Genomic DNA, 19229 nt, shown 5'->3' on the forward strand with positions numbered 1-19229 from the left:
TAAGATAAATAATTATACTATAGACTGGCAAAGCACGGCCACAGCAAATTGGTATATCCCAGCCAAATTACTGGCAAGGAGCTACAATACCTCGCAATAAAGTATGATGAGTTATAAACCTAACTATAGTCTTGTGCTTGCCGACACCCTTAATCTAATTTTGCGAGCAACGACTATGCAGGATCCGCTCGTCGATAAACGGGCGGATCCTGGTCTTTAAAATTATGGCGGCTAGGAATTCAAGTTGTATCCTAATTTTACAATTCGATCTTACACTTAAAAGCCCGGCCTTAGCAGATCCGGGCTTTCATTAAATCATAGCAATTCTTCTTTTTCGGATTCCTCCATAATTTCCAGAATGATTTCAGGAGTACTAAAATTTGAAAATTCCTCCAGTCTGGCCACAAAGTATTTAAATAGAAGAGCTTTTTTATTCTCATTAAGCGGATCAACAATCTCCTCCATAAAGGAAATATGAGCAACTACATAAACGGGCCACGTTTTCGGATCATCCTCATCGGGTCCGATCATTAAAGCCTTTCCATAGCTAAATTTAGGCGGTTCTTCAATCGGAATATCTTCATGAATTTGCTGGTATGTTTCCCTGCTAGGCTCATCATAGCATAGAAAACGGAGGTAGTATTGCATCAGATTTATTGTTGTTTGAAGTCTCTAAAATAAAGGTTTATATTCAATAGTTGTACGATATACAATAAAACTATATTATAGCGGTTAAATGCTTTTCCAAACCGTTATGATAGACACCCTTGATCCGATTCCGCCCGGTAATATCTGGGCCATTGACCCCAGTGAACGGGTACCGATCCCGTTTTATTTATCGACCGTACAGGCAGGCTTTCCCAATCCAGCAGAGAATTTTTTGCGCCAGCGGCTCAATTTGCAGGATCTCTGCGTGCAGCATCCCGATGCTACCTATTTTGTGGAAGCAGCCGGTGAAAGCATGATCGAGGACTACATCTATCCGGGCTCCATTCTGGTGGTGGATGCAGCCCTGCTCGTCGAATCGGGCAAGATCATTGTCTGCTGGGTCAACGGGGCCTGTACCGTCAAACGCTTTGTCCGCTACGGTAAGCTGGTGGTGCTCTTTCCCAGCAACGCCCACTACACTCCACTCTACATTCACCCTGAAACCGATCAGTTTCTGGTGCTGGGTGTAGTGGTACGCATTGTTTCCAAACCACCCCGCTGGGACAGTGATCAACTCAAAACCGCTCAGGACTATGTACGGACTCATCGACGTGAATAATATGTACGTAAGCTGTGAGCGCAGCTTCAATCCGTCCCTGAACGGAAAACCCGTCATTGCCCTGGGCAACAACGATCATTGCGTGATTGCCCGGAGCCAGGAGGCTAAGAATGTAGGAATCAAAATGGGCCAGCCCCTCTTTCAAATCCGGGAGCTCATTGAGCAGCACCAGGTGCAGATCTGCTCCTCAAATTTCGAGCTCTACGGCGATTTATCGTCGAGGTTGATGAGCCTCTTGACCAACTTTGCCGATCACGTCGAGCCCTACAGCATTGATGAGGCTTTTGTGCAGATTGATACCAGCTTCGAGGGTATTTACCCGTCTTATCAGGGGCTAGGCTCGGCTATGCGGGACACCGTCGCCCAGTGGCTACGACTGCCCATTTGCGTGGGTTTTGGCCTGACTAAAACGCTGGCCAAAGTGGCCAACAAATGTGCCAAAACCCGCCCTGAGCTGGAGGGTGTCTGCGTGATCAACTCGCTGGAGTCAGCTAATGAAGCGCTCTCGGATTTCAAAATAAAAGATCTCTGGGGCGTCGGAAGCCGCTACGCAGCCATGCTCAAAAAAAACGGCATCGAAACCGCCCTCCAGCTGCGCGACGTCGGCGATATCGACTGGGTTCGGGATCGCATGACGGTCAATGGTGTGCGGATGGTCTACGAGCTGCGGGGCTACCCCTGCCGGTTGCTGGAGATCAACGCTCCGCCCAAAAAGACGATCTGCACGGCCATGAGCTTTGGTCAGCTCATTCCGGATCTTAAGAACATCACCGATGCGCTAACCACCTACCTAGCCCGGTGCTGCGAAAAACTGCGTCGCCAGGAATCCCTGGCCCGGCACGTCACGGTATTTCTGCACACCAACCCCAACCGGAAAACGCCCGGCAACGGCCTGCCCGCCAAACAGTACTCGGCCTCCCGCTCGATCCGGCTCCCCCACCACACCAATCATTTGCCTGATTTTCTGCGCTACGCCATCCCGGTGGTGGAGAATTTGTTACAGTTGGGCTACAACTACCAGAAGGTGGGTATTATCCTTAACGACATCGTGCCCGAGAGTTTCCGCCAGCAGGGGGTGTTCTCCGATTGGCCCGACGAGAAAGCCCTGCAAATCGGCAAAACGATCGATCGGCTGAATCACCGCTACGGCCGCGATAAAGTGCGCCTGGCCTCCCAGCTCTACCAGCCCGACTGGTCGCAGGTGCAGGGCAGTCTCAGCCAGGCCTATACGACCGACTGGAAGCAGATCCTAAAAGCATCCTGACGTACCTAATTCGCTCGGAATTTAATCGCTAAGCCTTTGAGCAACGCTTTGTTTTGTCGGTTTCGACCAATAATTTGATCTAGGTTCTTAATCTGGTCATTAATACGGGCATTGGCACCTGGCGATAAAGCCCACCCTAGGGGAATGGTTCCATTCTTTCGGTCCAGCTCCAGGATGTACAGTTGAGGGTCGACTTGAACCTGGTTACTGACGGATGATTTACCCTTCAAGTACTCCCGGGTAATAAAGTATTTGGAACTTAGGTTGTTATCCCAGGAATTGAAGAACGCTTTGGCAGGAGCCGTCACCTCATAAAATCCTTTCAGGGTTTGGGGCTCGTTACGCTCGTCGCTCTGGGCCGAATTTTTAATAAAGATCACCCGGAATTTTACTTTAGACAGTAGCTTTCGATACGCGGCATCGGGTGGGGGACACGACTTATCGTCCGGGTTGCCATCATTTAGGATGCTACTCAGGACGGCCATCGTGGTTTCCAGGGCGGAATTATCGATATAGCCGCCATCGACAAAGCTCGACCAGTCCTCACTCGGATCGTTGGGCTGCCGAACGGTTGCCGGCGGCGTAACGAGGGGAAAGCGAGCACTGATGAAAGCCGCCGTGTTATAGGGAATGTGCTGGTGAATTGTATCCTGCACGTCAATAATGTTGGTAAAATAGGGATTGTTGGCAATCTGTAAGTGCGTCAGAATACCCTTTTGGCCCGTTTCTACCCGCGTTGTGTTGAGAAACAAGGCCGGCAATTCATACGTATTTTTAATCCGCCATAAGTCCGTAAAGGCGCTGTCGAGCGAGTTAAAATGAATGGGGCCATCCCCGCCTGGGTTTACATTCTGGTAGTAGGCACTACTGAACGAATCTTCCAGGTACTGCGCCCGGTCAAAACTATTGATCGATAGGGGTAAAAATTTTTGCACCAGGTCAGGCGCAAAGAAGGCGGCCACGAGTGGAGATAGAAAGTCATTCTTTAGAATGGATTGAGTTTGCGTTAGAAGCGACGAAGTTTGATGGGTCGCATAGTAGGGATCCTGGGAGAAAACTAAACTATCCCGGTAAAGAGCGGTAAACATACTGGCTCCGACACTGCCCCCAGATGCGCCACTGATGGCAAACACATGCCGAAAAAATCGGGGATCCATGGCTTGCAGTTTAGCCAGCACCGATGCGGTCCAGTGCGCAGCCCGGACCCCTCCCCCTTCCGCCGCAATCAGATAGACCGGATAAAGGGTATCTGGCCCGGCAACAGAGTCTTTAACGGTGGTGGTATCGATTCGATAGTCAAGCCAGCGTCTAAAATGCTCGGCTATTTTCAGGCTATCATAGCGATCCTTGGAGTAGTAATTCCGGTGATCCAGGGTTCGAATCTGGTGATTATTATTATGCAAAAAAGCGGCTAGAATAATAATCATGAGCGTCAGGGGCGTATTAAACAGGTAATCCAGGTAGATTAACACGCTGGCCACGAACACTTGCACCGTTAAGCCCAGAAAGACAATGGCTACAGGCCCAATGGAACGGCTGATCAGCATATTGCTTTCCCACCAGGTCGACAGAATAAACCAGGTCAGCGAGAACAGAAAGGCCACAGCGATCAGGCTCAGGTGGATGGGCAGTAGCTCGGTTAAACTATGCCCCTGAATGTCCCGATCGTCGCTTTGAACCTCCGTCTCATCCATTGGCTTGACGACCGCATTTGGGCTTTTTCTGACGTAGTGTTGACTGAAATAAGCAATGAGCACGTAGGGGAAAAATAAGGCGATCAGGATGGCGATATGTATGCCACTATTTTTTATGTCGCTTAGGGCCAGCATCAGCGTGAGCATAGGAATGGCACCCAACGCTAGGGGAGTCCAGCGCGTAAAGACTTTGAGTAAGTTATCGTCTAACTTAAAGAGTGTATCGTCGATCGCCAGGCCTTCATCACCCGTCTGCTGCGCCCGACCTCGCTCCGTGGTCGTAATGATATGGGTCTTCTGGGTCAGCGGGACTACTTCCTCGGTGGGCATGGGCTCAGCGGTAAGTTCGCCACCTCCCCGCCCATCCGGCACTTTACCTGTGCCCGCCTGCTCGCCTGCAATCCCTACCCCTGTTTGCTCAGATTGTAGGTGCTCGACGAGTTCGACTTCAACGTAACGCTGCTGGTTTTTCAGCACAAAGACGATCCGGGTAAAATACCAGGTGGACAAGCTGCATAGAAACGTCACCAGAAACGCAATGAACGTCCGCCAGGTTGAGATGGCGCTGGGCTCGACCATGGCTTCGAGCACATCCCGAGCCTGGTCCATCAGGGTCAGAAAGGCAATGCCGATAAAAAGAATGAGCACAATGAGCCAAACAGTGCGTAGAATAACAACCACGCCCCGGAAGTAATGATTGAGAAATAAAACCCGGATTATAGTCCAGACCTTACGGACGCTTAGCTGTATAAACTCAAACAGGGTATGCCAGAAGGGCTTTTGGTTCAAGTAATTGACCAGTTGTCTGCCGGCCTTATAAAGACGAATCAGAATTGGATCGGACTGGGCCATTGTTCAAGGGAGGTAGGAAGGTAAGGGATCGCCAAAGCTATTGCCATTGAGAGTAAAAAGTTCGGGGCTAAATCCGTGAATTAGTAGGGGGAAAACACCCTTTTTATAAATGAATCAGCCATCAAACGGGCACGTCTGATGGCTGACAAAATGGATTCTGATGCGATAGTTTTCCTCAACTGTGGAAACAGGCATCTCTTTCGAATGAGCTTCCCGGTTGGGACCTGGCTGGTTTAGAGCGTAAATAGCCGTTCCAGCCCCGACTCTTTTTGGTTACCGACTACAGGTTTGGGCAACCGGTATCGATTCCGTATGGCCTCAGATTTAATCAATGAAACGGATTGCTGAATCGCCGTTGGTCGATTAATCTCACTTAATACGTGTGGGTTGTAATGTAAAGTCCATTGTTATAGGAACCACAGCTCGTACTCGCATCGGCTACCAGATGGATGTAGCCGGGCGTTGAATTCCACTGAACGATAGCACTGGTGGAATATTGATTGATAAAGGTACCCGAACTTGGTCCGTACGTATAAATGTGCCAGACCGTATTCTGAATATTAGTGCCTACCAGGTTATACCCTTCCCAGGCCGTACAGTAGGGGCTTGTATTGCCAGTCATATAAAACGACGGCTGGCCCAGATAGGGAATATTGATCATCAGCAGTTTAGGCGGCGTTAACAGCGTTCCTCCGCAATTGGTCAGCGCCCGCACGTAGATGGCCGTATTACCCTGCAACTCGGCATTGCTAATGTTAAAGGTAGTTGTTCCGCTTCGGCTAACCAGTAAATTGGCAGGTATCATGTTATCGCTACTATATACCTCCCACTGGAAACCGATGGCTCCGTTCCCGTAGCCGGCAATGGTAAAGTCGAGGCCATGATATTGATCATAACAAACATCCGGCGTTGAAATGTAGGTCGAATAGGTACATGGATGCGAATCGCAGGAACAGGTAGCTATCGCCACCACTGTTCCCACAACGGCGCCAACGATACCACCGGCTCCTTCGGAGAATAAAGCCCCGATTCCCGCGAATAATTCAATAAATTCGTTGTAGCAACTAGTCTGACTTTCAGTACAGTTCGAACTAGTCCGGGCTTTCGAATCCGTTGCCACCGGCTGTAGCCGCGCTTCATAAAAGGCTTTAGCCGCATACCGCAGAACCGCCTGGTGCTTTAAGAGAAACTCCCGATCATGCGGTGTCAGGGATTGATTGGCGTAGGTCTGCGCAATTCGCTGTTGATACCAGCTATCCAGACTCGCCTGATCGGCCCCTTTAGCCATAAATTCCGCCCTGTCCTGGGAGAATTGCTTTAGGGCTCCATGCAACGAGGCCGATATACGCTTGTTAGTTAGCGCTTTATCCCAGACGGCTATCACGCTTTTTTGGGGGGCAGCTTTCATACTATCCATAAGACTTTTACAGGCTGCTCGCTGGGCTTCCGGTAAAAGCGTGTACGGATCCAAATCAGCCAGGTGAAGGCGCAACTGATTGTACAAAAACGCAGCAGGCGCCGTGTAGTTTACAGAATCAGCCCCTGGGGGCGGCAGCGAGCTGGCAGTATCCAGCTGATTGACTTTTAATTCTTCTTTACAGGAAAGTGCAGCGACCAATCCTATGCAAAGGATGAGCGCCGTGCGGATGTTTAAGTTTTTCATGTTGTTACCGATTTAACTATTTGAAGATTAAATGTTAACGATGCGATATAAATTAATTTATTTCTAATTATAACTTTCGATGATATTAAATATTAATTAAAATATTAGTGTGTATTAATGACATAATAAATATCCATTAACAATAAATCAGGATATTACTTAGTTAGTTGTACACCCCACTAATTTGTCACCATAAATTATAGACTGAGCCTTTACTACACCTTCAGTTAAACTATCTTAGCTAATGAGTAAATATCTAGTTAGGCCTAGAGATTTTTAAGCGTTTTTCATCATTTTTAAAAAGAATACCCGTATTTCTACCACTTTTCATCCGCCGATAAACCCTGCTTCAGCCTAGCTTTCTAAGCCTTAGGTGCTGCTTACCAAATACATAGCTATAAGTAGATCGCACTGTATTTACTGCAAATTTTACGTCAGTCAACGGGATATTCGCAGACGCTTCTTGTCTGCTCGCCCTATCGTAGGGGCCATTTACAACTCATCACTTATTCGGTATTTATTGCTGGTATTGCCTGTCAATCACCAGCCGGTAGCAACGGACTCACTTAGGCTAACTCAGCCTTAAAGTTGATCGTCAACGGCAATTGCACTTACAGCATGCTTGACTGTAAGGGGGATAGTTTGTCCTGGCCTACCGATTGAGTACGTTCTTCTCTCATTAACAGGAGATGATCCGCTCTCGACAAATGGGATTCAGATCGATGTCCGAAACCAAATGCAATCATATATGCATGGCCTTTTAAATCGTGCAATTGCACTATCCCGGTAGTGCGTGGCGGGGTCGGCAAACCGAGAAAAAATATTGCTTTTCAAAATTCCCGAAAATGGCCACTGATAGTCAATCAATTAGCCTGAAAAGTTTGACAAAAAGGGCAAAATTTTCGTTCCAGATTTGGAACGGCTTTGACTGCTATTCAGCTGATAATACAACGATTAGTCAATAAAAAAGCCAAAAACGCAACTGATCGCGTTTTTGGCTTTTTTATAAAATTGCACCGCTGTTTATGCCTGGTTCGTTGTCCAAACAACCCTATTTTGGAGTCGATATCCTTTTTTTACGGCCCTTCACCGAAGTGCCCGAAAGTAAGTGCAATTATCTCCTTTAGGGGTAGCGTGGAATATCCCAGCGGGTTTCGACAACCAGGGGCGTAAAGCCTAGTTGACTCAGAATTTTCTCCTGAATCCCCTTCGATAATCGGCCCTGGCGGAGCCGGTGGCGACACTGTCGCCGGTATGCTTTGCTGTAACCGGCCTTTAACCAGATCAGCAAAAAGCCTTCCTCATGGAGAATCCGGTCGATCGCTTTAGACGTGCTGAGCTTAGCCATGGCTTAGGAGATAAAAGGGGTGCGCAAAGTCTCCCATTGCCGGTTTTCTTCCTGCCGCCGGGCCTGAATTATCACATCCAGGTAGTCGACATACACCTGGGTCATTTGGTTCAGGTAGAGAAAAGCGCGCGCGTAGAGTTTGGTGGGTTCAATCAGCTGCAGATCGATGAGCCGAAGAATCAACTCAAACAGACTCGCTTCGCTAATGCTCGCCTGCAAGGCCAGATACACCAATTGACGGCCGCTATAAGTCTTATCGAAGAGCACATGCTGCTGGGTTCGATGCGGAAACTGCTCCAGGGATGGACCTGCCAGCTGGACGGCAATCAGACTACCGCCGGGCGAATCCACGCCGGGCACATCCAGCTGGTCCAGCCGATAGCGACGAGCCAGTCGGGCCAGACAGAGCTCCACCTGCTGGACCAGTGCCTGGTTGGCAGCATCCAGGTGAGCCAGGAGCCGTTGCTGGTCGGCCAGATGGGCTTCGAGTTGCTCAGCGCGCGCCGTCAGCTGGCTGATCGACTCGTCCTGATCGGTGGATTCGCCCGGCGTGGATTCGTCCAGCAATGTCAGCCGGGAAACACCCAGTGCCTGGGCAATTCGCCCCAGCATGGCCAGGGGTAACTGTTCCCCCCGGTTCTCCAGCCGGTGGTACTGCGAGCGGTCGATGCCCAGTTGCTGAGCCAGATCGGTCTGGCTGATGCCTTTTTGCTGACGAATCGATTTGATTCGCAGGGAAATGGGGTCGGTTTGGGTAGCCATGGCGGAATAAAAAGCTGATTACAAAGACAGTAGTACGTTTAATAAATTTAGATAGAGACGCTACTAGGTAGCTTACTAGTCAGAAGTAACTCGGTTTCTTGTCAAAAGTAAAGGCGCTACGATGACTGAATACGATCAATAGGAGCAGTGGTGATTTCACTACACCTGTGGCAAATTAAGCACATTTGTGTTTTATTCTGTACTTTTAGCCCCAGAATGATTCAATCGTAGTGTTCCTCAACCAACGTATTAGCCATCCTACTATGCTTAGCTCTGCTCCCGCTACTCCCTTGGAAGCCGCCCTGTCTCCTCCTTTGCAACGGCTGATCGACCGGTTTGAAACCCAGACCACCCTTTGCTTTAAACCCAGCCGACGCTTCTATCAGCGAACGGGCATCAACCGGCTTCGCTTCGCCCAGTTTTTGCGCGGTCAGAAACATCCCGATTCCCGGGAGATCAAAACCCTCATTCATTTTTTTAATCAGTTCTTCCCCGTCAAAGCCGAGGATTTATTGTAGTCATAAACCTTCTACACCGGATGCAAGCTATGGACAGACACACCCGAGCCCAGCGAAAAGAATGGCTCATCAAACAGGGCACTGGCTTTCGCCAAGTCACCTGCCACATTACCGGCTATGGCCGAAAAGGAAAGTACGGGGAAAAACAGCGGTCGGGAGACCCGGCCCGGCCCGTAACCATTTACATCCGAGTTGGCTTCAATGGCATGCGATCCGAGGCCCGCTCGACCGGTATCGTGGTGGCCAATAAAGCCGATTTCGATACTCAAAGCCTGGTCATTGCCGGGGATCCGGTGAACACCGCTCGACTGGCCGCCCTCAAAAACGAAATCGTAAAGGTGTTTAACGAGCGGTTGCTGATGGGCAAATCCCTGAATCCACGATTCATTCTGGATATTGCGCTGGGTCTGGCCACTCACCAGGACGAAGAATACTACCTCATGGGTCGAACCAGTAGCGGGCTGCCTGTTCTGAGCCTCCACAAACCCAAACCCAAAATCCCGACCATCCTGGGGGCCATTACCGACTACAACCGGATCAAAGCCAAGCTGGAAGGCAACGGGCTGGGCGTGCTAAGTCGCAAACGCTACGAGCAGTACGGCCGCATATTGACCCAATTCGTGACCGAAACCTATGGTAAGAATGCCCTACTGGAGGCGTTGACGCCAGCCGTCGAGTATGATTTGTTCGCTTACCTGAAGGGCACCAAAAAGTATGTTCACAACTACGCGGTAAAGATTATTCAGTTTTTCAAATCGATGCTGACCTATGCCCACGCCCACCGCTGGGTGGATCGCAATGTACTGGCCGCCCTTCGGCTTAGCCGCCATCATAAAGAAGTCAAAACGCTCACCATGGCCGATCTGGAAAAGCTGGCCAGTCGTGATTTTGTGGAAGTGACCTTAAACCAGGTCCGGGACGTGTTTTTGTTTTGCTGTTACACGGGCCTGGCCTATACGGATGTGGAAAGTCTGGCCGCTGAGCATATTGTTCGCATTGATGAGATTGACTGCATTTTGAAAGATCGGAATAAATCGGGGGTTCAGTCCTTTGTGCCCCTGTTTCCCGAAGCGATTGCCCTGTTAAACCGCTACAAAGACCACCGGGTTTGCCGGTTAAAAGGGGTCCTCTTACCGGTCATCTCCAACACTAAAATGAATAGTGCGCTCAAGATCATTGGTAACATCGTCGGCATCCAGGAGACGTTGCACACCCACCTGGCCCGCAAGACCTTTACCATGTTTGCCGAAGAGCGGGGCTTTGGTCTGGATCAAATGGCGACCATGCTAGGCCACACGCGAACGACCATGACCGAGCAGCACTATTACAAGCGCCGGCGGGAGCCGGTCCTGAAAGTCTTTAAGGCGATCTATCCATCCGGCGAGCTGAAGCGCCTGGCCAGCTGATCAGCCGCTGCCAGCCAAGATCCGATCCATCGCCCCAAGTCCGCTTTTGTTTTTTTTACCTACCGTAGCCCATGATCGAAAATTCTCCCTCGGCCAAAGTCCAGTTGCTGGACTTTACCGGTTACCACCGCTATCTGATGGCCGGTGCAGGTCAGCTAATCGCCAAGGACCTGCCGCTAACCGCCAATTATCAAGTCCTGCAAACGGACTGTATCCTGCTTCGTTTTTCCGGTACTCAAATGATGCCGACGATTCCTGCTGACACCATCGTTGAAGGGGAGGTGGTGAACCTCCATAGCCTGGACACCTTACCTACGGGCCTCTACGTAGCGCTGCTGGAACAAGAGGGTCATCAGCGAATCGACGGGTTTATTTACGGCCGCTTAAAGGAGAAACCGGGTCTGGACTCCCTGACGCTGTGGCCCGAGAATCCCCGGTTTGCCAAACAGCTCGTCCCCCTGCGTCATCTGGCCTTCCTCTTTAGGATTCGTGCCTACCGATTAAGTAAGACAGTCCTAAAGGCTACTTGCGAATCGTCTGCTTCCACTCTATAACGCGAAGGCTGGATTGGGCGAATTGGAACGGTTTCTATGGATTCGCTTGCAAGCCCTACCCAGCAGGGAATTAATAAGTAGCCTCGCCAACTGCTGTAAAACACAGATACACCTGGTTCTTGTATCGCTTTTGCTTAGGGCCAGCAGTGGATCTATGGCAACTATTTTTACCATTTATGTCATATTTATTTACTATACACCAACTATATAGTGATTTTATATCAAATAAATTTGGGATAAGAATTGCTTTCGCGCAGTAATTAGGACTTTAGATGGCCGATTCGGATAGCTAGGTCGAATACCGAATAGGCATGAACCAGACGTTAATCTTGTTTGGTCAGGTCTTCAAAAAAATGAATATGGTGCCCTATTAAACAGACTGGATGAATATCGTACAGGCCACACGTAAACCAAGTATGGCCTGTACGATCACAGATGTTATTCACTACCCTCCGTTAACAGGCGGCACTAGCCGGCTTTATTCCACGTAAAAAGTAAGGGTATGGAGACTACAGATTTATCCTACCCGCTCTGCAATCGATCGACAAAAAAGCCCGGACCTACTGATCCGGGCTTTCCGCTTCTATCCACACCATATAGAATATGATTCAGATAAAGAAAGTCTTTTTGAGGCTCTAATCAAAATTTGGCAGCCTGAAAAGACGCTAACTTCCACTACTTTTACTCTATGGAACTAACGCATGACCTGTTACTAAACCTGGGCTTCGTTAAATCGCCTGGAGAGAATAACCGCTATCGCTATAAAAGCGTAGTAGGCCATCTGATGGAAGAGTCTGGTCTGTTCTACTTTCGTGGCTTTGATCCCAAACGAGGTTCGTTGGCGGAGCTTTCTTATCTGCTTCGAATGGTCGACTACCGACAACAGTTCTATTTAGCGCCATTGTCGGTAGTCAGTCAAAATTAAAAAAGCCCAGACCAACTGATCCGGGCTTTTCTCTTTTATTCAAATCATTTTTGGGGTGCTTTGTCAAATAAGTAACGATCAAATGCCTTCCCGTCTGGGTAGTAGCGGACGAAAACAACATCCATTTTGACTACAGGGTTACTGCTTGACAAGCTTTAATTGAGTTAGCCCAGTTTCTGTTAGGATACTCAGCAGATACAATCCGGTAGCCTGTTGACTTAAATCAAGCGGTTCTTCTTGTAATTTATTTAGTTTAAGCTGCTTTTGGACGATCGTTCTTCCCCTCATATCACGAATCAAAACTTGAACCGGTATGGGCTGGATGCGCTGATTGGTTAATCGGATGACAAATGAGCCGGAGCTTGGATTAGGAGAAACCGTTATCGCGATATCGTTTCCAAAATCCTGCTCTTCCAGGGCAGTAATCAAATTTAATGTAAAGGGTAAGGACGTTGCCGAACAACTATCACGATTCATGGCCCGAACGGTATAACTACCGCCCTGTGAAGCTGTATAGGTTGCTTGTGTAGCACCGGCAATTGGGTTATTATTCACTAACCATTGCAGGGAAAAATCAGCGGAAACCGATGTTTGTAAGACGACAGAACTGCCCGCATTAAGGGCAGAATTACTGGCCGCAATGGTAGGCGTCGGGGGAGCATCAATTTTTGTGACAGCAATACCAGCGGAGGTAATTTTGCAGCTTTTGCTATCGGTCACCTCAACGGTGTATGTCCCTGCTGCCGTTACACTTAACGTATTGCTGGTTGTGCCAACATTTACGGAGTTTTGTTTCCATTGATAGGTATAAGGGGCTACTCCTCCCGACACACCAGCCGTTAGGGTCGTGCTGGATCCCGAACAAAACCTGGTTTTCCCGGTAACGCCGATTTGCATACAGGGTGCTAACTCTGGGGCGAGTTTAACGACCCAGCCATCGGTCCCGCCGTGCTGTCCACTCACCTCATCATCCTTCGAGGTGGTATAACCTGCTACAATAAAGCCACCGTCCGGCGCCGTTGCTACGGCTTGCCCGATATCGCTGGCCGTCCCGCCTAAACAGCGCTGCCACTGAATGGCCCCTACTGTATCGAGCTTGACAACCCATAGATCCGGTATGATAAAGCTGCCATGCCGGGTTGCTTTGACATCGCCATCGTCCGAGGCCGTAAATCCTGTAACGATATAGCCCGTCTTGGCTACCGTCTGCACGGAATACAATATTTCACGGCTGCTGCCACCGAGTGCCCGTTGCCATTTAAGATTGCCCGCTGAATCTAACTTAACGACCCAGCCGTCCTCCCCTACGCCATGCTGACCTTTGACATCCCCATCTTTTGACTCTGTATAGCCTGCCACAATAATCCCCTTGTCAGCGGTTACAGCTACCGAGTGAGCAGCGTCAATGCCGCTGCCACCGAGTGTCCGTTGCCATTTAATGGCACCTGTTTCATCCAATTTAACAACCCAGGCGTCTGACGAGCCGTGTGCACCAGTTACATTTCCATCATTGGATGAGGTAGTGCCAGCTACGATATATCCTTTATCGGGAGTTGCCTGAACTGAATAGCCGAATTCGTCATTGCTTCCTCCCAAGGCTCGTTGCCACTCCATTACCCCTTTATCATTCAGTTTGACAACCCAGATATCAAAATTAACCTGAGTGCCGTGTAAGCCACTGACGTCGCCATCGTTGTAATTCGCAGTGCCCACCAGGATGTAGCCACCACCCGGTGTAAGCGCGATTGATGTAGACGCTTCCCCACCTAAACCGCCCAAACAGCGTTGCCACTGGATCGCGCCATTTTTATCCAATTTTACGACCCAGCTGTCGGAATTACCGCCATGCAGGCCGACGACATCTCCATCATTCGATGCTGTGCTACCCAGCAGGACAAACCCTTCATCGGGTGTTGTCAGGATTGAGCCAAGCGACTCTTCCCGGCTCCCTCCCAGGCATTTCTGCCATTGGATGGCACCATTTTTATCCAGTTTAGTAATCCACAGATCGCTGCGTCCGTGAAAACCACTCACATCGCCATCATTGGAGTTGGTTTCGCTGGCCACAATAAAGCCCCCATCTGTTGTAGGCTGAATGGCTTCAGCATTATCGCTGTTACTGCCGCCCAGGCAACGCTGCCATTGAGTAAGGGGAGCCTGCGCGTGCAGGAAATAATAAGTGGAACAATAGAAAAATAGCAGGTAGAGTAACCGGCGCATAGAGAAGATAAGTTAGTGTGGAAAGTACTGATCGAACCTGATAGCCAGTTGGCAATCGCTCAAGTCCTGATGGCAGAAAGTTAGGAAAAAAAGACGAATCCTTACTACATGTATATATAATCCATGTTATGTAGGCTTTGAGTTTGCATTCCGGGTTGCGGCTGACAAGCAATGCATCACAGGGATCAGGCTTTTAGTTCGTTCGGTAGGTTGACAAGCCAACCGCCCCGACAAAAAAATTGCGGATTCTGTTACCTAGGCTGGTTCAAAATGCATAAAGGCAAAGCAACGTCTTGGTGCATCGTTAGTCTTCTATAGTTTTAAAGTACTTATTGACTGGTCGCCGAGACTAATAATTTCGAGTGAAGGCATAACAAGTTATTAGTGTGGTTTTATCCCTTAGGGAAATGTTAAAGAATTTAATTAGTCAACCTCTGCGTCCGTTGGCTGTAGAAAATCAGATTTCACAACTTTCATTATCAATAATCCATACCAAAATGAAAATACTTCTATCAATTCGTCAATATTTTTTGGCACTTAGTATTGTTGCCTTACTCATTCAATGCAAAAAAGCGGATACGGATACGCCACCCCCTAAAAGCTCTGCTAAGGTAATTTCTGGATTTACCTTTAGTAATATCACTCCAGCGGTAGCCGGTACCATTAACAGCACGTCCAGAACGATTTCGGCGACTGTTGCCAATGGCACGGACTTGACCAAATTAGTGCCCACGATAACCATATCAGCCAAAGCAACGGTTTCTCCTGCTTCAGGAGTAGCTACAAATTTCACAAATCCCGTCACTTATACAGTTACAGCCGAAGATGGAACCTCCTCTATGTATACTGTGACCGTCGAATTAGGAGCAGCTCCCAAAAGCAACATTAAAGAAATAACTAGTTTCGTCTTCAATGGATTGAATCCAGTTGTAACGGCTAAAATAGAGCCTACGTCCAGGGCAATCTCCGCTACCGTTAGTAATGGTACGGACGTAACAAAGTTAGTACCTACCATTACCCTATCTGATAAAGCAAAAATTTCCCCTGCTTCTGGGGTGGTGCAAAACTTCACCAATCCAGTAACTTATACGGTAACTGCTGAAGATAACAGTACTCAATCGTTTACAGTGAGTGTTGCGGTGATGGCTGCAGGACCTGTATCGATAGACAAACAAATCACGGGCTTTACGTTTGAATCGCTCGATCCAGTGGTGTCAGCAACGATTAACCAGGCTACCGCTATAATAGAGGCTGTTGTTCCAAGTTTTGTTTCTATAACAGCGCTTGCGCCGACTATTACCCTGTCGCCCAATGCCGTCGTCTTTCCTGCATCCAAAAGTTTTCAAAACTTCACAAATCCAGTAATTTATACTGTAACGGCTGCGAATGGTAGTACACAACGCTATGAAGTTCGAGTAACCAAAAAAGTTGCAGTAGCTTCGGTTCTTCAGGAAGCGATAGCCGGGGGGGATCGTAGCTTTTTTATAAAATCAGATAACAGCCTTTGGGTAGCAGGGTATGTAGGTGCTTCAGGTAACGAGAATCAATTGTACAATTATCGGCAGGTACCTGAACGAATAATGGACGATATCAAATCCGTCTCGTCCGGCTACAGACATACCTTTTTCATTAAAACCGATAACAGCCTGTGGGCCGTAGGCGATAATAATAAGGGACAGCTAGGTGACGGTGCGTCAAACTTGGGTACTATAAGAAGTACCATGTATAAAATAATGAATGATGTGAAAGCAGTATCGTTGGGTTGGTCTCATAGTCTAATTATCAAAATGGATAATAGTTTATGGGTAACCGGTTCCAACGATTATGGGGAATTAGGGGACGGCTCTACGTACGCTAGTCGATCTACGCCAATTAAAATTATGGACGATGTTCAGGCGGTGGCTGCTGGAACTAATTTCAGCCTTGTTCTAAAAACAGACAATACATTGTGGGCTATGGGTGATAACCGTAAACTACAGTTAGGTAGTGATAAACTACCTGCCAAAGTAACAAAACCAGTCCAGGTCGCGACGAACGTTAAAGCGATTGCCGCTGGCTTCAGCCATACCCTTGTTTTAAAAGCGGATAATACGCTTTGGGCGGCAGGCGATAATGGCTCTGGACAGTTGATTAGTGGAATTGTCAAAGATGGCCCTTTCAACCTATTTCAAGTTATGGCGGACGTTAAGGCAGTTACGGCTGGCTATTATCAGGCCATAGCTTTAAAAACTGACAATAGTCTTTGGGCAGCTGGCAGTTTAGGGAGCTATGTAAAAGAATTAAATACCACAGTAAGCGATTACATTCCTGTCAAAGTGACTACTGGCGTTAAATCCATTTCGACTGGTAGTAGTCATACACTGCTTATAAAAACAGACAACAGCGTCTGGGGCATAGGTAGTGATGAATTTGGTCAGTTAGGTAATAATCATGTAGGGGGATATTATCAAACTCCTGAACGCGTTCAGCTACCTTAATTGCCGGCTGCAGTAGGATATACTGCTTATCTATGCTTCTAAGTTCCAGCTAAAAACGCAAGTTTCCGGGCGACAGGATGCTCGCCGGTGAGGAGGCTAGGGCAGCCCAACGCCCGCAAGGTTGTAAAGGTTGACACTACGTTTGTTCAGGGACGTAGCGTTATCAACCGTCAGCCCTTGCGGGCGTTAGGTGTTGCCAAACAGTAAGTAACGTTGTAGTAGGCTTGCGTATAACAGCCAGCTAGGTTCCTGTATTTCAACCCCCTTTTTAACTACGTCTCACAAATCCCTCCCACTTGAGACGATAGAATCATCATACATCCGCTTCAAGAAACGGGAAATTTCCCCTACTTGGCCAGTGATAGTAGGCTTACTTTTGGGGGCGCTAACCCTATGGTTGGCTGTACCGGACAAATTGAACGTATAAACTTTTCACCTTTAACAAGTTTGTTATGCCATTCGTCAAAGTAGACTACGAACTAACCGTAGATGAGCAATTTGTGGCCATGCAACTGGTTATGTTTAATCAGGAGTCGATGGCCAATTTGCAAAACGACCGGCCTGCTGTTGTTCCCCCCACGTTTAAAAGCCAGCCCGTTAATTCGTTTGATGAAGCCTACATTGTTAATCCGTCAAATCAGTTTGTGAAAATTTTTGCCGTCGGAACTGGTAATGAAGGATTTGATTTTACAATGACATTAACATTTACAGCTGTAGACCAGGATTTAAGGCCTTTATCTGCTCCATTTTCGCCGGCAGCCCCCCTGCGAGCTGTTGTTAATGGAGCTGGTATTGCTACGCTTGATCAAACAGTTCGATGGGTATAACCTGTAAGCAAATGAAACCTATATATTATACGTTAGCTGTCATTCTGGGAATGGCTTCACTGGCCCATGCCCAGGTTATCGTGCAGGATGCTTCGGAGAGTTCGTCCATTCGCTATCAAGGAGCTGCAATCAGTTTCGACATTACCCAGGCGCGAACCTCGTTTCAGCTCAATAAATTTCTGAATGCGTTAAATCCAGACTATAACAAGAAAATTAATTTTTTTGCTGTTCAGGCTTCCGCGAATAGTAAGGAAGGGCTAGCCAGTATATTAAGCTCGGGAAAAGTAGTCCCCGAGGCCTCAATCAACATAAATATTGGCCACTCCTGGGTCAATGAATCGACACGAGAACTGGGTGATTTGACCAGCCAGATCATAGATCTTTCTAAAAAAAATGGGCAAGCCAGGACCTCATTAACCAAGCAGGTTAATAAAGTAATCGATGATTTCATTACTGCCAACCCCGTAGCAACTGACTTAAATGGTGAGTTAGCCCCAGTAAAAGCCAAAAGTTTTAACTTCGTTGCTGACGCAATTATAGCGATAGCTAACAAGGAAAAATATAAAGATAATCGGGATGACCTGCTAAAACTTGCAGCTACTCTAGAGGCTAAGATCACCTCCTTATTAATTCCCATTACTCGCCGGGAAAACATAATCACCCAACTACAAGAATCGATAAAAAGCGTCTCTTCCCTTGATCGTTATCTTATATACGGCATTCTTGGAGCCGCGGGGAGCAAGTTTACCTACCTGGCCGATCCTAACGCGCTTGATTTTGATAAACGCTTTCAGGACAAAAAGCTCGAGGCCGGAAAAGTTGGCCTGGGTTTTAACTGGAAGCGGGGTGGAAGAGCGATTTGGGGCATTAGTTTTACCTTCACAGGGGCTGATAATTTTAGCTTACTATCTGATACAGACTACGTAAGGACAAGTACGACGACAATTACTTCAACGACGGCTACTACGCAGCCAACGGCGACTACCGTTGTGACGGATAGGTTGGATGGGGTAAAGAAGATTGTAGCCTTTTCTGGGGACGTGAAATACGATTATTTTAATCAATCTGCGTTTAATCTAGATCACGTTCGGTTTTATCCAGGCGTTTTAGGCGAAAAATCGGTGTTAGTTGCTAATTATTACATACGGCAGAAGTTTACCAGTAATTCAGCTGTATTTCCGGAAGTTACAGATGTAGGCGTCGGTGGTTATTTCTTTAAAAGTAAGGGTGCTTTTTTGGGAGGGCTCTATGTTGAACTACCTGATGTATTTAACAATATCGAGCGAATGCAAACCACTCCGTCGTTTAGACCCGTCTATAATCGGTTCTCCTTAGGGATTGTTACTAAGCTAACGTTTGGCTCAGTGGCTCTCTTTTAAAATCCTCGGCTATACTAATGGAGTTTTTCTAGCGGATCAGAAGTTGATCAGGATCTAGTTAGACTTGCAACAT

General features: G+C 47.9%; 15 protein-coding genes. 9 read left to right on the forward strand and 6 right to left on the reverse strand.

From position 1 onward, the window contains the following. Nucleotides 1-315: 315 nt before the first annotated feature. On the reverse strand, nt 316-648 hold the full coding sequence (locus tag GJR95_RS24135; protein WP_162388299.1) for a hypothetical protein: 333 nt from the start codon (nt 646-648) through the stop codon (nt 316-318). A gap of 106 nt (nt 649-754) precedes the next feature. Here GJR95_RS24135 and GJR95_RS24140 point away from each other — a divergent pair, with 106 nt between their 5' ends. Together GJR95_RS24140 and GJR95_RS24145 are read left to right on the forward strand one after the other, a co-directional pair. Continuing rightward, complete coding sequence (locus GJR95_RS24140; RefSeq protein WP_162388300.1) at nt 755-1267, forward strand: LexA family protein; 513 nt, start codon at nt 755-757, stop codon at nt 1265-1267. Between the two features lies 1 nt (nt 1268). Continuing rightward, a complete protein-coding gene (locus GJR95_RS24145) occupies nt 1269-2531 on the forward strand; it encodes a Y-family DNA polymerase (protein WP_232540850.1) in 1263 nt (420 codons plus the stop codon). A gap of 5 nt (nt 2532-2536) precedes the next feature. On the opposite strand, the gene GJR95_RS24150 is transcribed toward GJR95_RS24145, so the two are convergent. The 4 genes from GJR95_RS24150 to GJR95_RS24165 all read right to left on the reverse strand — a co-directional run bounded on the left by GJR95_RS24150 (nt 2537) and on the right by GJR95_RS24165 (nt 8850). Next, entirely contained in the window at nt 2537-5077 is a 2541-nt protein-coding gene (locus tag GJR95_RS24150) for a patatin-like phospholipase family protein (protein ID WP_162388301.1), read from the reverse strand. 373 nt (nt 5078-5450) lie between these two features. After that, nucleotides 5451-6740: a hypothetical protein gene (locus GJR95_RS24155; protein ID WP_162388302.1), complete on the reverse strand. Its 1290-nt coding sequence runs from the start codon at nt 6738-6740 to the stop codon at nt 5451-5453. Nucleotides 6741-7863: 1123 nt separating this feature from the next. Then, nucleotides 7864-8088 carry a hypothetical protein gene (locus tag GJR95_RS24160; protein WP_162388303.1) on the reverse strand — a complete coding sequence of 75 codons (225 nt, stop codon included), beginning with the start codon at nt 8086-8088 and terminating at the stop codon, nt 7864-7866. A gap of 3 nt (nt 8089-8091) precedes the next feature. After that, nucleotides 8092-8850: a helix-turn-helix domain-containing protein gene (locus GJR95_RS24165; protein WP_162388304.1), complete on the reverse strand. Its 759-nt coding sequence runs from the start codon at nt 8848-8850 to the stop codon at nt 8092-8094. 263 nt (nt 8851-9113) lie between these two features. Between GJR95_RS24165 and GJR95_RS24170 the strand changes: the two genes are divergently transcribed. The 4 genes from GJR95_RS24170 to GJR95_RS24185 all read left to right on the forward strand — a co-directional run bounded on the left by GJR95_RS24170 (nt 9114) and on the right by GJR95_RS24185 (nt 12253). Further along, nucleotides 9114-9368: a hypothetical protein gene (locus tag GJR95_RS24170; protein ID WP_162388305.1), complete on the forward strand. Its 255-nt coding sequence runs from the start codon at nt 9114-9116 to the stop codon at nt 9366-9368. Nucleotides 9369-9397: 29 nt separating this feature from the next. Then, nucleotides 9398-10774, forward strand: coding sequence for a site-specific integrase (locus tag GJR95_RS24175; protein ID WP_162388306.1), 1377 nt, complete (start codon nt 9398-9400; stop codon nt 10772-10774). A gap of 71 nt (nt 10775-10845) precedes the next feature. Then, complete coding sequence (locus GJR95_RS24180; protein ID WP_162388307.1) at nt 10846-11328, forward strand: hypothetical protein; 483 nt, start codon at nt 10846-10848, stop codon at nt 11326-11328. Between the two features lie 688 nt (nt 11329-12016). After that, nucleotides 12017-12253 (forward strand): hypothetical protein, encoded by a 237-nt coding sequence (locus GJR95_RS24185; protein WP_162388308.1) that lies wholly within the window; start codon nt 12017-12019, stop codon nt 12251-12253. Nucleotides 12254-12391: 138 nt separating this feature from the next. Here GJR95_RS24185 and GJR95_RS24190 read toward each other — a convergent pair whose 3' ends face one another. Next, the gene (locus GJR95_RS24190) at nt 12392-14473 is read right to left on the reverse strand and encodes a T9SS type A sorting domain-containing protein (RefSeq protein ID WP_162388309.1); all 2082 of its coding nucleotides are present in this window, start codon (nt 14471-14473) and stop codon (nt 12392-12394) included. 407 nt (nt 14474-14880) lie between these two features. Between GJR95_RS24190 and GJR95_RS24195 the strand changes: the two genes are divergently transcribed. From GJR95_RS24195 to GJR95_RS24205, 3 genes are all read left to right on the forward strand, one after another. Continuing rightward, nucleotides 14881-16950 (forward strand): RCC1 domain-containing protein, encoded by a 2070-nt coding sequence (locus GJR95_RS24195; RefSeq protein ID WP_162388310.1) that lies wholly within the window; start codon nt 14881-14883, stop codon nt 16948-16950. A gap of 452 nt (nt 16951-17402) precedes the next feature. Next, nucleotides 17403-17777 (forward strand): hypothetical protein, encoded by a 375-nt coding sequence (locus GJR95_RS24200; RefSeq protein ID WP_162388311.1) that lies wholly within the window; start codon nt 17403-17405, stop codon nt 17775-17777. Nucleotides 17778-17788: 11 nt separating this feature from the next. Continuing rightward, nucleotides 17789-19156 carry a hypothetical protein gene (locus GJR95_RS24205; RefSeq protein WP_162388312.1) on the forward strand — a complete coding sequence of 456 codons (1368 nt, stop codon included), beginning with the start codon at nt 17789-17791 and terminating at the stop codon, nt 19154-19156. Nucleotides 19157-19229 lie beyond the last annotated feature (73 nt).

The sequence above is a fragment of the Spirosoma endbachense genome (assembly GCF_010233585.1).
In the GTDB taxonomy this organism is placed as follows: Bacteria; Bacteroidota; Bacteroidia; order Cytophagales; family Spirosomataceae; genus Spirosoma; species Spirosoma endbachense.

Coding starts and splice junctions, on each gene's coding strand:
- GJR95_RS24135 (WP_162388299.1), bottom strand. CDS start 648: ATGCAATACTACCTCCGTTTTCTATGCTATGATGAGCCTAGCAGGGAA.
- GJR95_RS24140 (WP_162388300.1), top strand. CDS start 755: ATGATAGACACCCTTGATCCGATTCCGCCCGGTAATATCTGGGCCATT.
- GJR95_RS24145 (WP_232540850.1), top strand. CDS start 1,269: ATGTACGTAAGCTGTGAGCGCAGCTTCAATCCGTCCCTGAACGGAAAA.
- GJR95_RS24150 (WP_162388301.1), bottom strand. CDS start 5,077: ATGGCCCAGTCCGATCCAATTCTGATTCGTCTTTATAAGGCCGGCAGA.
- GJR95_RS24155 (WP_162388302.1), bottom strand. CDS start 6,740: ATGAAAAACTTAAACATCCGCACGGCGCTCATCCTTTGCATAGGATTG.
- GJR95_RS24160 (WP_162388303.1), bottom strand. CDS start 8,088: ATGGCTAAGCTCAGCACGTCTAAAGCGATCGACCGGATTCTCCATGAG.
- GJR95_RS24165 (WP_162388304.1), bottom strand. CDS start 8,850: ATGGCTACCCAAACCGACCCCATTTCCCTGCGAATCAAATCGATTCGT.
- GJR95_RS24170 (WP_162388305.1), top strand. CDS start 9,114: ATGCTTAGCTCTGCTCCCGCTACTCCCTTGGAAGCCGCCCTGTCTCCT.
- GJR95_RS24175 (WP_162388306.1), top strand. CDS start 9,398: ATGGACAGACACACCCGAGCCCAGCGAAAAGAATGGCTCATCAAACAG.
- GJR95_RS24180 (WP_162388307.1), top strand. CDS start 10,846: ATGATCGAAAATTCTCCCTCGGCCAAAGTCCAGTTGCTGGACTTTACC.
- GJR95_RS24185 (WP_162388308.1), top strand. CDS start 12,017: ATGGAACTAACGCATGACCTGTTACTAAACCTGGGCTTCGTTAAATCG.
- GJR95_RS24190 (WP_162388309.1), bottom strand. CDS start 14,473: ATGCGCCGGTTACTCTACCTGCTATTTTTCTATTGTTCCACTTATTAT.
- GJR95_RS24195 (WP_162388310.1), top strand. CDS start 14,881: ATGTTAAAGAATTTAATTAGTCAACCTCTGCGTCCGTTGGCTGTAGAA.
- GJR95_RS24200 (WP_162388311.1), top strand. CDS start 17,403: ATGCCATTCGTCAAAGTAGACTACGAACTAACCGTAGATGAGCAATTT.
- GJR95_RS24205 (WP_162388312.1), top strand. CDS start 17,789: ATGAAACCTATATATTATACGTTAGCTGTCATTCTGGGAATGGCTTCA.